General features: G+C 69.6%; 13 protein-coding genes. 4 read left to right on the forward strand and 9 right to left on the reverse strand.

All coding sequences use genetic code 11. The annotated features are described in order from the left end of the window. Positions 1-8: 8 nt before the first annotated feature. From KV394_RS15560 to rpsA, 7 genes are all read right to left on the reverse strand, one after another. Positions 9-590 carry a CoA-binding protein gene (locus tag KV394_RS15560; RefSeq protein WP_136028803.1) on the reverse strand — a complete coding sequence of 194 codons (582 nt, stop codon included), beginning with the start codon at positions 588-590 and terminating at the stop codon, positions 9-11. Continuing rightward, positions 587-1891, reverse strand: coding sequence for an O-acetylhomoserine aminocarboxypropyltransferase/cysteine synthase family protein (locus KV394_RS15565; RefSeq protein WP_136028801.1), 1305 nt, complete (start codon positions 1889-1891; stop codon positions 587-589). The genes KV394_RS15560 and KV394_RS15565 overlap by 4 nt, the downstream gene beginning before the upstream one ends. Then, positions 1888-3897 carry an acetate--CoA ligase gene (gene acs, locus KV394_RS15570; protein WP_247981847.1) on the reverse strand — a complete coding sequence of 670 codons (2010 nt, stop codon included), beginning with the start codon at positions 3895-3897 and terminating at the stop codon, positions 1888-1890. Before acs ends, KV394_RS15565 begins: the two co-directional genes overlap by 4 nt. Next, positions 3888-4745 (reverse strand): ABC transporter permease, encoded by an 858-nt coding sequence (locus KV394_RS15575; protein ID WP_247981848.1) that lies wholly within the window; start codon positions 4743-4745, stop codon positions 3888-3890. The genes acs and KV394_RS15575 overlap by 10 nt, the downstream gene beginning before the upstream one ends. Next, positions 4742-5782 carry an aliphatic sulfonate ABC transporter substrate-binding protein gene (locus KV394_RS15580; protein ID WP_247981849.1) on the reverse strand — a complete coding sequence of 347 codons (1041 nt, stop codon included), beginning with the start codon at positions 5780-5782 and terminating at the stop codon, positions 4742-4744. The genes KV394_RS15575 and KV394_RS15580 overlap by 4 nt, the downstream gene beginning before the upstream one ends. Further along, on the reverse strand, positions 5779-6621 hold the full coding sequence (locus KV394_RS15585; RefSeq protein WP_206253325.1) for an ABC transporter ATP-binding protein: 843 nt from the start codon (positions 6619-6621) through the stop codon (positions 5779-5781). Before KV394_RS15585 ends, KV394_RS15580 begins: the two co-directional genes overlap by 4 nt. Positions 6622-6765: 144 nt before the next feature. Then, a complete protein-coding gene (rpsA, locus tag KV394_RS15590; protein WP_136028795.1) occupies positions 6766-8220 on the reverse strand; it encodes a 30S ribosomal protein S1 in 1455 nt (484 codons plus the stop codon). A 234-nt stretch (positions 8221-8454) separates the two neighbouring features. Here rpsA and KV394_RS15595 point away from each other — a divergent pair, with 234 nt between their 5' ends. The 3 genes from KV394_RS15595 (at position 8455) to KV394_RS15605 (ending at position 10773) form a co-directional block, all read left to right on the forward strand. After that, positions 8455-9003, forward strand: coding sequence for a hypothetical protein (locus KV394_RS15595; protein ID WP_247981850.1), 549 nt, complete (start codon positions 8455-8457; stop codon positions 9001-9003). Between the two features lie 110 nt (positions 9004-9113). Continuing rightward, complete coding sequence (locus tag KV394_RS15600) at positions 9114-9791, forward strand: hypothetical protein (RefSeq protein WP_247981851.1); 678 nt, start codon at positions 9114-9116, stop codon at positions 9789-9791. A 31-nt stretch (positions 9792-9822) separates the two neighbouring features. Beyond that, the gene (locus KV394_RS15605; RefSeq protein WP_136036541.1) at positions 9823-10773 is read left to right on the forward strand and encodes a 5'-3' exonuclease; all 951 of its coding nucleotides are present in this window, start codon (positions 9823-9825) and stop codon (positions 10771-10773) included. Positions 10774-10776: 3 nt separating this feature from the next. Here KV394_RS15605 and KV394_RS15610 read toward each other — a convergent pair whose 3' ends face one another. Further along, complete coding sequence (locus KV394_RS15610; protein WP_205814370.1) at positions 10777-11763, reverse strand: PHP domain-containing protein; 987 nt, start codon at positions 11761-11763, stop codon at positions 10777-10779. Positions 11764-11765: 2 nt separating this feature from the next. Further along, positions 11766-12836 carry an anthranilate phosphoribosyltransferase gene (trpD, locus tag KV394_RS15615; RefSeq protein WP_136028790.1) on the reverse strand — a complete coding sequence of 357 codons (1071 nt, stop codon included), beginning with the start codon at positions 12834-12836 and terminating at the stop codon, positions 11766-11768. 192 nt (positions 12837-13028) lie between these two features. Between trpD and ctaE the strand changes: the two genes are divergently transcribed. Next, the gene (gene ctaE, locus KV394_RS15620) at positions 13029-13682 is read left to right on the forward strand and encodes an aa3-type cytochrome oxidase subunit III (protein ID WP_136028789.1); all 654 of its coding nucleotides are present in this window, start codon (positions 13029-13031) and stop codon (positions 13680-13682) included. Positions 13683-13699 lie beyond the last annotated feature (17 nt).

A 13699-nucleotide genomic window follows, 5' to 3' on the forward strand; every position in this document is an offset into this window, starting at 1 on the left:
CACGGGCCTCAGCGCGCGAGCAACTGCCGTCGCGAGCTGATCACGCCGGTGTCGAATCCCGCGAGATGCAGTCCGCCGTGGAAGCGTGCGTGCTCGATCTTGATGCACCGGTCCATCACCACCGCGAGCCCCGCGGCCTCGGCGATCGTGGCGGCCTCCTCGTTCCACGACCCGAGCTGGAGCCACAGGGTCGAGGCCCCGGCGTCGATCGCCTCCTGCGCCACGCCCGGCAGGTCGTCGTGGCGACGGAACACGTCCACGATGTCCGGCCGCACGGGAAGGTCCGCGAGGGAGGCGTAGACGGGCTGTCCGAGGATCTCGGTCTCCCGCGGGTTCACCAGGTACACGTCGTAGGCCGTGCTGGACAGCAGGTAGGTCGCGACGAAGAACGACGCCCGTGCCGGGTTGTTCGACGCTCCGACGATCGCGATGGTCCTCGCCCTGCGGAGCAGCGCGAATCGCTCCTGCTGCGTGGGCCCCGTCCACGTGCGACCAGGGGCGGGCGCGGCCGCGGGAAGGGCGCAGCTCTGCCCGTCCGCGGGCGCCGCCGGAAGAGCGCAGGCGTCGCCGGTCGAGGTCGTGGCGCTCATCGGGTGACTCCCGTCGCGATGGTGAGGGCCTGATCCAGGTCCCAGAGGATGTCGTCCGCGTCTTCCAGCCCGACCGAGATGCGGATCAGATCGGGACGCACCCCGGCGTCCACGAGCTGCTCCTCGGTGAGCTGGCGGTGCGTGGTCGAGGCCGGGTGGATCACCAGGGTCCTGGCGTCGCCGATGTTCGCCAGGTGCGACGCGAGCTGCAGGTTCTCGATCAGCTTCTCCCCCGCGGCACGCCCGTCGTCCGCGGCCACCCCGAACGCGAACACGGAGCCGGGACCGAGCGGGAGGTACTTCGCCGCACGCTCGTGATGCGGATGATCCTCCAGACCCGCCCACGTGACGTAGGCGACCCGCGGGTCGGATGCCAGCCAGTCCGCGACGACTCGGGCGTTGGCCAGATGCGCATCGATGCGCTGCGGCAGCGTCTCGATGCCCTGCAGCAGGGTGAACGCCGACTGCGGGCTCAGCGCCGGCCCGATGTCGCGCAGCTGCTCGGAGCGGAGCTTGGTGAGGAAGCCGTACTCGCCGAAGTTGTCCCACCACCGGATGCCGCCGTACGACGCGACGGGCTCCGTCATCTGCGGGAACTTCCCGTTGCCCCAGTCGAAGGTGCCCTTCTCGATCACGACACCGCCGAGGGTGGTCCCGTGGCCGCCGAGGAACTTGGTGACCGAGTGGATCACGATGTCCGCACCGTGCTCGAGCGGACGCGCCAGGTAGGGCGTGGCGAGCGTCGCGTCCACGACGAGCGGGACGCCCGCCGCATGGGCGACCGCGGCGAGACCCTCGATATCCGCGATCTCGCCGGAGGGGTTGCCGATCATCTCGACGTACACGACCTTCGTCTCCGGACGGATCGCCGCGGCGAAGTCGACAGGGTCGGTCGAGGCGACGAACGTGGTCTCGACGCCGAAGCGGCGCAGGGTCACGTCGAGCTGCGTCACCGTGCCGCCGTAGAGCTGTGCCGCGGCGACGACGTGGTCCCCGGCCCCGACGAGGGCCGCGAAGGTGAGGAACTCCGCGCTCATGCCCGAGGCGGTCGCGACGGCCCCGATGCCGCCCTCCAGCGAGGCCAGGCGCTCCTCGAGCGCGGCGACCGTGGGGTTGCCTATGCGCGAGTAGATGTTGCCGTACTTCTGCAGAGCGAACAGGTTTCCGGCGTCCGCCGCGTCGTCGAACACGAACGACGTGGTCTGGTAGATCGGAACCGCCCGTGCGCCCGTCGATGCGTCCGGCGTGCCGCCGGCGTGCAGGGCCCTGGTGCGGAACCCGAAGCGATGTTCTTCCGTCATGATGTCCTCAGTTCGGCGGCGGAGAGCACGTCGGCGATGTCGTCGACGGCCCACGGGTTCTGCAGCGAGGTGGTGTCCCCGAGGGGGCGGGGCACTCGACCGGCTCGACGGTCGTGCTCGGCCTCCCACAACTCTGCCAGCAGTCGGCGCATGATCTTGCCGGAGCGGGTCTTCGGCAGATCAGGCACGACGACGATGTGTCGGGGCTTCGCGACCGGGCCGATCGCCCGTGCGACCTGCTCGCGCAGCGCGGCCGGTTCGACCTCTGCCCGGCCGGACGGGGTCACGTACGCCACGACGGCCTGTCCGGTGACGGCGTCCGGCACTCCGGCCGAGCCCGCCTCGCCGACGGTGTCGTGGGCCACGAGGGCTGATTCGATCTCGATCGTGGAGAGCCGGTGACCCGACACGTTCACGACGTCGTCGAGCCGGCCGAGGATCCAGATGTACCCGTCCGCATCCCTCGTCGCTCCGTCACCCGCGACGTAGTAGCCGCCGTGCTCGCCCCGGCCGGCGTACGCCGACCAGTACGCGTCGCGATAGCGCTGCGGGTTGCCCCACACCGTCCGCGCCATGCCGGGCCACGGCCGCCGGACCACGAGCGTGCCCGACTGACCGGCGGCGACCTCGTCGCCGTGCTCGTCCACCACGGCCACGTCGATGCCGGGCAGCGGGACCGAGGCGGAACCCGGCTTGAGAGCCGTCACCCCCGGCAGCGGCGCGATCATCGCGGCCCCCGTCTCCGACTGCCACCACGTGTCGATCACGGGCAGCTCATCGCGGCCGAAGGCGCGGCGGAACCACACCCAGGCCTCCGGGTTGATGGCCTCGCCGACCGTGCCCAGCAGACGCAGCGAGGACAGGTCGTGACCCGCGGGGAGGTCCGCGCCGAACCAGGTCATGAACGTGCGGATGAGCGTCGGGGCCGTGTAGTACACCGTGACGCCGTACCGTTCGATGATCTCGAGGTGCCGCTCGCGATGCGGGGCGTCCGGCGTGCCCTCGTAGATCACCTGCGTCAGACCGTTCGACAGCGGCCCGTAGATCTCGTACGTGTGCGCGGTGACCCAGGCCAGGTCGGCCGTGCACCAGTGCACGTCGTCCGACTTCGCGTCGAAATGCGCCCAGTGCGCCCAGCTCGCGTGCGTCAGGTAGCCGCCGGACGTGTGCACCAGCCCCTTGGGCTCCCCGGTCGTGCCGGAGGTGTAGATCACGAAGAGCGGATGCTCCGCGTCGAACGCCTCCGCGTCGTGGACAGGCGAGGCCGTGTCGACCACCTCGTGCCACCACACGTCTCTGCCCTCGGTCCACGGCACGTCCTGGCCCGTGCGGCGCAGCACGAGGACGTGCTCCAGGGTGTCCAGGCCCGCTGCCGCGCGGTCCGCGGTGGATTTGACCTCGGTCGCGGCGCCGCGCCGGAACTGCCCGTCGCTGGTGACGAGGAGCTTCGCGCCGGTGTCCTCGAGCCGGAAGCGCACGGCCTCCGCCGAGAACCCGCCGAACACGAGCGAGTGGACGGCGCCGATGCGCGCACACGCCAGGGTGACCACCACCGTCTCCACGAGCACCGGCAGGTAGATCACGACCCGGTCGCCCGCGCCGATGCCGAGCGCCGTGAGGGCGTTCGCGGCGCGGGACACCCGGCGCAGCAGCTCGGCGTACGTCACCGACTCCCGGTCGCCGGGCTCGCCCTCGAAGTGCAGCGCGACCCGGTCTCCGCGGCCCGCGGCGACATGGCGGTCGAGGCAGTTCACGGCCACGTTGAGCCGTCCGCCGACGAACCACCGCGCGGCGGGAACGCGCCCGTCGATCGGGGGCTCCCACTCGTGCGCGGTGTGCCACGGTGCAGACCACTCCAGCCGCCGTGCGGCTTCCTCCCAGAACGCGGTGGGGTCGGCGGCCGCCCTGGCGTAGGCCTCGGCGGTCACGTTGGCGTCCGGGAACAGTAGTGACGGCGGGTAGACGCGCGTCTCGTGCAGCCGGGCCTCGGTCGCGGTCACGTCCATCGCCGCAGCAGGTACTTCTCGACCAGCGCGAGCACCCCGTTGGTGAGGGTGCCGAGCAGGGCCAGCAGCACGATCGACAGCAGGATCCGATCCACGCGTCCGCTGTTCTGCGAGTCGGTCAGCAGAAAGCCGAGCCCCATCGAGGACGCGATGAGCTCCGCGGCGACGAGGAACAGCCACGCCTGAGCCAGGGCGAGCCGCAGTCCGGACACGACGGAGGGGATCACGGCGGGCAGCTGCACCACCCGGAACAGCGACCATCCGCGAAGGCTGAAGGAGCGGCCGGCCTCGACCAGCTGGGGGTCGACGTGTCGCAGGGCCGAGGCGACGGTGGTGTACACGGGGAAGAAGGCACCGATCGCGATCAGGGTGACCTTCGACTCCTCGCCGATCTGCATCCACAGGATGAGCAGCGGCACCCAGGCGAGAGAGGGCACGGCCCGCAGTGCGGCGAGCGTGGGACTCAGCAGCACGTCGCCGAGGCGCGAGAGACCGACGATCCCGGCGACCGCGAGACCGATCACCGAGCCGATCGCGAAGCCGAGCAGCACGCGCTGCACGGAGATCGCGATGTGCGTCCACAGTTCTCCGCGCTGGGCGAGTTCGACACCGGCCGTCACGACCGAGGCGGGTGCGGGCAGCCGGTAGGGGGGCACGATCCCGGTCGCGGTCACGTACTGCCAGGCGCCGAGGATCAGCAGCGGGAGCACGAGCCCGGCGACGACCCGCACGGCCGGGCGGCTCCACCCGTGCCCCGCGCCGGCCGGACGCCGGTGCTCGCCCTTCGCGACGTCGAGCGCGTCCCGCGAGTCCGCCGGGACGATGGCCCGCTGGTCGAGATCGGTCACTCGTCCCCGACCGCCTTCTTCGCGAACGTGTCGTTCACGATCGACGAGAGCGCCTTGTCGACCGACGCCTGGCCTCCCTGCACGTCGCCGGACTCGGCGAGCACGGGCGCGATCTTCTCGAGCACCGCGAGCTGGTCGTCTCCGGGGATGCCGCTCACGTCGAGGTTCGAGCGCTCCTGGATCACGGTGGTAGCGACCTCGACGTCGATGCCCGCGACCTCCGCGAGCAGCGCCGCCGTCTCCTCGGGGTTCTGCAGAGCCCACTCGCGCGCCTGCTCGTAGGCGTCGACGACCGCCTGGGCGAGGTCGGGGTGCTCGGTGAGGAAGTCCTCCGTGGCGTTGAGGAAGCCGTAGGTGTTGAAGTCGACGTTGCGGTAGACGAGCGTGTCGCCCGACTCGACCTCGGCGGCCGCCATGATGGGGTCGAGCCCGGCCCACGCGTCCACCGAGCCGCCGTCGAGCGCGGCGCGACCGTCGGCGTGCTGCAGGTTCTGCACCTCGACGTCGGACAGGGAGAGGCCCGCCTCGTCCAGCGCCTGCAGCAGGAAGAAGTAGGGATCGGTGCCCTTGGTGGCCGCGACCGAGGCGCCCTTCAGGTCTTCGACCGAGGTGATGTCGCTGTCGGGTCCGACGACGATCGCCGACCACTCCGGCTGCGAGAAGATGTCGATCACCTGGATGGGCGAGCCGTTGGCGCGGGCGAGCAGCGCCGCGGATCCCGCGGTCGAGCCGACATCGACAGAACCGGAGCGGAGCAGCTCGTTCGCCTTGTTGGAGCCGGCGGACTGCACCCACTCGACCGTCACGTCGTCGCCCAGGATGTCCTCCAGGATCCCCTGGTCGCGCACGACGAGGCTGAGCGGGTTGTAGGTGGCGAAGTCGATGGTGAGGGTGTCGGACGACCACTCGGCGTCGGCCGCCGGTGCGGTGTCGGTGTCGGCGGTCGCGTTCTCTCCCGCGACGCAGCCGGTCGCGACGAGCATCATCGTCCCGGCGATCGCGATCGCGGGGATGATTCGGCGGGTGATTGTGCTCATCGGGTCTCCTCGGTGCTGCGGTGGTGGGTGTCGACGCCGAGTCCCTCGAGGAGGTCGGCGCGCAGGTCGGCGAGGCCGCGGTCGGCGCGGTCGCGGGGTCGGGCTCCCGGCACCTCGATCGTGCGGGCGACGGAGGCGTGGTCGTGGTCGCCGAGGGTGCGCAGCAGCAGCACGCGGTCGGCGAGGTAGAGGGCCTCTTCCACGTCGTGCGTCACGAGGAGCACGGTGGTGGGCTCGGCTGCGTGGATCTTCAGCAGCAGGTCGTGCATGCGCAGGCGCGTGAGGGCGTCGAGCGCGCCGAAGGGCTCGTCGAGCAGCAGCACGGAGGGGTTGCGGGCGAGGGCTCGCGCGAGGGATGCCCGCTGCGCCATGCCCCCGGAAACCTCACGCGGGCGCTGATCGGCGGCATGGTCGAGTCCCACCAGGTGCAGCAGCTCCTGCACGCGCGCGCGTCCCGCTCGACGCCCGGTGCCTCGTGGCAGGCCGAGCTCGACGTTCTGTGCGATCGTCCGCCAGGGCAGCAGCCGCGGCTCCTGGAAGGCGACCGCGGTGCGCTCGTCCACGTCGGCGACCGCGGTGCCCCCGATGCGGATGCTGCCGCGGCTCGGGGCATCGAGTCCGCCCACGAGACGCAGGAGAGTCGACTTGCCGCACCCGGAGGGGCCGACGACAGCGACGATCTCCCCCGCGCGGATGTCCAGGTCGATGCCGCGCAGCACCCGTCGGGTGCCTCGTGCGATCGGGAAGGACCGTTCGACGGCGTCGAGTCGCACGTCCTGCGCCGTCGCTGCGGTCGTCGTGACGTCGGCGGTGCGCGACGCGGGCAGCAGGGCGGTCATAGGCCCATGCTGGCGGAGCGGCTCCTGTGTTACGAATGCGGTCGTAATGTTCCGTCACGCAGCGGATCGCCACCGAATCCGGTACGCGAAAAGGGCCGCCACGCCCGCCGTGAGGCGGGGTGACGGCCCTTCTCGGAATGTTACTTAGGAGTTGCCGCCCGAGAGCTTCTCGCGCAGAGCGGCGAGAGCCTCGTCATCGGCGAGCGTGCCGGCACCGGCCGACTCGCTCGAGAAGGACTGGCCACCGAAGTCGTCGCCGGCCGCAGCCTCGGCCTCGGCCGCCTTGGCGACCTGAGCCTTGTGCGCCTCCCAGCGAGCCTGGGCCGCAGCGTACTCCTGCTCCCATGCCTCGCGCTGGGCGTCGAAGCCTTCCTTCCACGCACCGGTCTCGGCGTCGAAGCCCTCCGGGTACTTGTACTCGCCGTTCTCGTCGTACTCGGCGAGCATGCCGTACAGGGCCGGGTCGAACTCGGTGCCGTTGGGGTCGACCGACTCGTTGGCCTGCTTCAGCGACAGCGAGATGCGGCGACGCTCGAGGTCGATGTCGATGACCTTGACGAAGACCTCTTCGCCGACCGACACGACCTGCTCGGCCAGCTCGACGTGCTTGCTGGAGAGCTCGGAGATGTGGACGAGGCCCTCGATGCCGTCTGCGACGCGCACGAACGCACCGAACGGGACGAGCTTGGTGACCTTACCCGGCGTGACCTGACCGATCGCGTGGGTGCGGGCGAAGACCTGCCACGGGTCCTCCTGCGTCGCCTTCAGCGACAGGGAGACGCGCTCGCGGTCGAGGTCGACCTCGAGGATCTCGACGGTGACCTCCTGGCCCACCTCGACGACCTCGGAGGCGTGCTCGATGTGCTTCCAGGACAGCTCGGAGACGTGCACGAGACCGTCCACGCCGCCCAGGTCGACGAACGCACCGAAGTTGACGATCGACGAGACGACACCCTTGCGGACCTGACCCTTGTGCAGGTTGTTCAGGAACGTGGTGCGCGACTCCGACTGCGTCTGCTCGAGCAGCGCGCGGCGGCTGAGGACGACGTTGTTGCGGTTCTTGTCGAGCTCGAGGATCTTCGCCTCGATCTCCTGGCCGAGGTACGGCGTGAGGTCGCGCACGCGGCGCAGCTCGATGAGCGACGCCGGGAGGAAGCCACGGAGGCCGATGTCGACGATGAGTCCACCCTTGACGACCTCGATGACCGTACCGGTGACGACGCCGTCGTTCTCCTTGATCTTCTCGACGTCTCCCCAGGCACGCTCGTACTGGGCGCGCTTCTTGGAGAGGATCAGGCGGCCTTCCTTGTCCTCCTTCTGGAGAACGAGGGCCTCGACCTGGTCGCCGACGGCGACGACCTCGTTGGGGTCGACGTCGTGCTTGATCGAGAGCTCGCGCGAGGGGATGACGCCCTCGGTCTTGTAGCCGACATCGAGGAGGACCTCATCGCGGTCGATCTTGACGATCGTGCCCTCGATGATGTCGCCGTCGTTGAAGAACTTCAGGGTCTTCTCGACCGCGGCCAGGAAGTCCTCAGCAGATCCGATGTCGTTGATGGCGACCTGCTTGGTGGCCGGGGCGGTCGTTGCGGTAGTCATGTAGTGGGTTGTCCTTGTTGAATGGATACTCGGGCTGGAAGCGCGGCCGCGCACGGCCGACAGCATGCTTCACAGCGGTTGGATTGTGATTGTTCGGCACCTGGGCATGCGCATGCACGCCACGAGTGACGATTCAGGCTATCAGAAGAAGCGATCCGCCCGCGAGCGGGGAATCCGCCGCTCCCCTGTGGACAACCGCGACGCCTGATCCCGCATTCCCCGTACCGTGACCGGGTGATCCCGTCATCCGCCATCCGGCTCCGTGCGACGCTGACCGCCGCACTCGTCGCGACGCTCCTCAGCGTCGCCGCCTGCGCACCGAGCCCGCACACGACCCCGAGCCCCACCGCCACCCCGCTGTTCGCAAACAAGGAAGACGCCTTCGCCGCCGCCGAAGCAACGCTCAGCGAGTATGTCGAAGCCCTCAACGCGGTCGATACGACCAACCCGGATACGTTTGAACCGCTTTTCAAGCTCTCGAGTGGCACGGTCGAGAAGTCGGACCGCAAGAACTTCTCGACGATGCACGCCGATCGACAGGTGCTGAGCGGAAGCACGAAGGTGCTGACGTTTCAGGGCCTGGAATCTCGTCTGCCGTTCACCACAGTGGAGGCGGCGATATGCCTCGATGTCTCGGCGGTGCGGATCACCAATGCGGATGGGTCATCTGGAGTCTCCCCCGATCGACCCAGTGTTTATGCGCTTACGGTCGAGTTCGTAGCCGCCGGCGAGGGCCGCTACACGGTTGATCGCGCAACCCCTACGGAGGACGTGTCGTGTTGACCGGCTGGAAGGCGCTGACTGTCGGAGCACTGTTCCTCCTCGCTTCCGGCGACGCGGCCGCACCAGGGTTTTCTGACTTTCTTGCAGGAACTGACGAGTCAGAGGTCACCGTGTCGGCGTCACAGACTCGTCCCGGCTCATCCCCCGTCGACGCCACCCCCGACGCACGCCACTCGGGCACGCCCCGCCGCTACCCCCGCCCGGACCAGAACCGTCAGACCGACGTGTGCGCGGGAATAGCCGACGAACGATGCCGCGCCACGGCGCCTCAGACTCCTCCCGCACCCCGGCCTGCTGCCCCGGGTCCCGCGCTCACGATCACCGATGTCGCCCAGTTCGCGCCGGACCCGGCCGCCACCAGCGCCGAGCCGTCCAACATCGGCGTCGCCGGACTCCCCACGAACTTCCTCACCCCCACCGCCCCTCCGGCCCGCACCGGCACTCTCCTGGGCACGCCCATCACCGTGCGTTTCACCCCGGTCCGCTACGACTTCGTTTACGGCGACGGCACGACCGCATCCACCACGACGCCGGGACTCCCGTGGGCTGCGCTCCGTCAATCCCAGCTCACTCCCACCCCCACCAGCCACGTGTACCGCGCCCGCGGCACCTACACCGCCACCACCGCCGTCCACTACACCGCCGAGCTGGACACCGGCAGCGGCTGGGTGCCCCTCCCCGGCGAGCTCACCATCCCCGGGCCCAGCCAGGCCATCCGCATCTATGAGGCCACCACAGCGCTCGTCCGTCACACGTGCACCGAGCAACCCACCGCCCCCGGCTGCTGACCCGTGCGCACGCACGCTCTACCCTGAAGCCATGCCCCGCGCCGAACGCCTCATGCTGCTCGACACCGCCAGTCTGTACTTCCGCGCCTTCTACGGCGTGCCCGACAAGGTGACCGCCCCCGACGGCTCCCCCATCAACGCCGCGCGCGGACTGCTCGACATCGTCGCGAAGCTCATCACCCTGTATCAGCCGACGCACGTGGTCGCCTGCTGGGACGACGACTGGCGGCCGCAGTGGCGCGTCGACCTGATCCCGAGCTACAAGACGCACCGCGTGGTGGAGGTCGTGGCCGGTGCGCCGGACGTCGAGGAGGTGCCCGATCCCCTGGAGGCGCAGATCCCACTCATCCGCGAGACCCTCGCCGCCATCGGGATCCCGATCGTCGGTGTGGCCGAGCACGAGGCCGACGACGTGATCGGCACCCTGGCGACGCACGCATCCATGCCGGTCGACATCGTGACGGGCGATCGCGACCTCTTCCAGCTCGTCGACGACGCCGCCGACGTCCGGGTCATCTATACGGCGCGCGGCATGAGCAACCTCGAGGTGGTCACCGACGCCACCGTCGTCGCCAAGTACGGGGTGCTCCCGTCGCAGTATGCCGACTTCGCCACGATGCGAGGAGATGCGTCCGACGGCCTCCCCGGCGTCGCCGGGGTGGGCGAGAAGACGGCGGCCACGCTGCTGGGGGTGCACGGCGACCTGGTGGGGATCCGGGAGGCGGCGGAGGCGGGTGAGGGCATGAGCGCAGGGGTGCGCGCCAAGATCCTCGCAGCGACGGCCTACCTCGATGTCGCACCGACCGTCGTGGCCGTGGCGACGGATCTCCCGATCGCCACACCGGACGTCCCCCTCCGTGCCCTGTCGGAGAGCGAGGTCACGACGGCGACGGCACTGGCGGAGAGGTGGAACCTCGGCGGCTCGATGACGCGGGCGGTCACCGCGGTGACGGAGGCCGCACGCGCAGCGACCGAGGAGTGAGCGTCACTCCGCCCAGGCGAGCAGGCGGGACAGACCCCAGGTGGTGACGATGCGCGACGCGGGCACTCCCGCACGCTCGGCGCGTTCGGCACCGTAGTCCAGCAGCGAGAGCTGTCCCGGCGCGTGGGCGTCGGAGTCGATCGAGAAGAGACACCCGGCTTCCAAAGCGATCGCGATCAACTCGTCGGGTGGATCCTGTCGCTCCGGTCGCGAGTTGATCTCCACGGCCACGCCGTTCTCGGCACAGGCGGCGAAAACCGCCGCAGCGTCAAAGGCCGACGGCGGGCGCGTCCCCCGGTCGCCCTGCACGAGCCGGCCGGTGCAGTGGCCGAGCACATTGACGCGTGGATGCGAGACGGCGGCGATCATGCGCGCGGTCATGGGCCTGGCGTCCATGCGCAGCTTCGAGTGCACGGAGGCGACCACGATGTCGAGTTCCCGGAGGAGATCGTCGTCCTGGTCGAGAGACCCGTCTTCGAGGATGTCCACCTCGATGCCCGCGAGCAGCGTGAAACCGTCGCCGGACTGCGCCCGCACGAGCGGCATCTGCTCCCGCAGCCGTTCGGCGGAGAGGCCACGCGCCACCCGCAGACGCGGCGAGTGATCGGTGATCGCCTGATACTCGTGCCCCTGGGCTCGAGCGGCGGCGGCCATCACCTCGATGGATGTGGTGCCGTCCGACCAGTCGGTGTGGGCATGCAGGTCGCCTCGCAGTCGGCCCCGCAGCTCCGAGACCCGCTCGGGTTCGACCTCGCCGCGCAGCTCTACGAGGTACTCGGGGATGCGGCCCTCCTGGGCCTGGCGGATCACCGCGAACGTCGACTCCCCGATCCCCCGTGCGGCGCGAAGCCGGGTGGGGTCGTTCCGCACGTCCTCGGGGAGATCCTCGAACGTGGCGGCTGCCTGCCGGAACGCCTTCGCCCGATACCGCGATGCCCGCTCGCGCTCGAGCAGCGAGGCGATCTCGAGGAGGGCGTCGACGGGCTCCATGGTCACTCCTCGACGGCGGCCAGTTCGCGGCTCGCACCGATCCACGCGTCGAGCTTCGCGAGGGCCCGCCCGTCGTCGACCGCCGCGGACGCGCGAGCGTATCCCTCACGCAGACGCTCCAGGATCGGCCGCTGCACCTGCGTGGCGTCCTGCGAGAGCTCGAACGCGACGATCCCGGCCGCGGCGTTGAGCAGCACGATGTCACGCACGGGCCCGGTCTCACCCGCGAGCGTGCGTCGCAGCACGTCCGCGTTGTGCTCGGGCGAGCCGCCGATCAGGTCGGCGAGGTCGGCGAGCGGGATGCCGAGGTCGCGCGGATCCAGGTCGTGCTCGTGGATGTCGCCTCTGGTCACCTCCCAGATGCGACTGTGACCGGTCGTGGTGAGCTCGTCCAGCCCGTCGTCTCCGCGGAATACGAGGGCGGTGGCGCCGCGGGTGCGGAAGACGCCGGTGATGAGCGGCACCCGCTCCATCTGCGCCACCCCCACCGCGTTCGCTTCGGCTCGTGCGGGGTTGCAGAGCGGGCCGAGCATGTTGAACACGGTCGGAACGCCGAGCTGCGCGCGCACGGCTCCCGCGTGCTTGAAACCGGGATGGAACGCCCCGGCCCACGCGAAGGTGATCCCGGTCCGGTCGAGGATCGAGGCCACGGCAGCGGGGTCCAGCGAGAGCTCCAGGCCGAGCGCGCCGAGCACGTCGGAGGAGCCGGATGCCGAGCTGGCAGCGCGATTGCCGTGCTTGACGACAGGGACGCCCGTGGCGCCGATGATGATGGCCGCGGTCGTCGACACGTTGACCGTTCCGACCCGGTCGCCTCCCGTCCCGACGATGTCGAGCACGTCCGGCGACACCGGTAGCGGGACGGCAGCCTCGAGGATCGCATCACGGAATCCGACGATCTCGTCGATGGTCTCGCCCTTGGCCCTGAGCGCAACGAGGAACCCGGCGAGCTGCGCCTCGGTGACCGAGCCCGACATGATCTGGCGCATCGCCCACGTCGATTCCCAGACGCTGAGGTCCCGACGCTCCAGAAGGGTGGTGAGCACATCGGACCAGGTCAGGGATTCAGCCATGTGTGCGATCCTATCGGCGCGGAGAAAACGTGCAGATCGATCCGCGCTTCCGCGCAGAGGGACCGCGACCGCCGTTTCCCGCGGATTCACCGATGATTCGCAGTGATCTCTTAGGGTCCCCTAAGTCGCCGTCGAGGGATTCGACGGCCGTGGGTGCAAGAATCACGTCCGCGGATCGGCCATAATGGAGGGGTGACGACCTCAGCGACGTATGCCCCGGCGGCGAGAACGATCAAGCGGCCCAACCCGGTAGCTGTCGGCACCATTGTGTGGCTCGGCAGCGAGGTGATGTTCTTCGCGGGACTCTTCGCGATCTACTTCACGCTCCGCAGCACTTCACCCGAGCTCTGGGCCGACCGTACCGAGCTTCTGAACGTGCCGTTCGCGGCCGTCAACACGGCGATCCTCGTGCTCTCGTCGTTCACGTGCCAGATGGGCGTGTTCGCAGCCGAGGACCTCCAGCCCTACCGCATCGCGAAGGGCCAGAAGAACGGCGCCGGTCGCCGTCGTCTGTTCGGTTGGGGCATGGTCGAGTGGTTCTTCCTCACCTTCGCCCTCGGCGCGATCTTCGTCTCCGGCCAGGTCTGGGAGTACGCGCAGCTGGTCGCGGAGGGCATGCCCATCCAGGCCGACTCGTACGCCTCGGCCTTCTACCTGACGACCGGCTTCCACGCCCTGCACGTCACCGGCGGTCTCGTCGCGTTCCTCCTCGTCATCGGCCGCGCGTACGCCGTCAAGAACTTCCGGCACAAGGAGGCGACGTCCTCGATCGTGGTGTCTTACTACTGGCACTTCGTCGACGTCGTCTGGATCGTGCTGTTCTTCGTTATCTACTTCCTGAAATAAGAGCGGAGCTGATCCCC

The sequence above is a fragment of the Microbacterium sufflavum genome, assembly GCF_023101165.1.
Taxonomy (GTDB): Bacteria; Actinomycetota; Actinomycetes; order Actinomycetales; family Microbacteriaceae; genus Microbacterium; species Microbacterium sufflavum.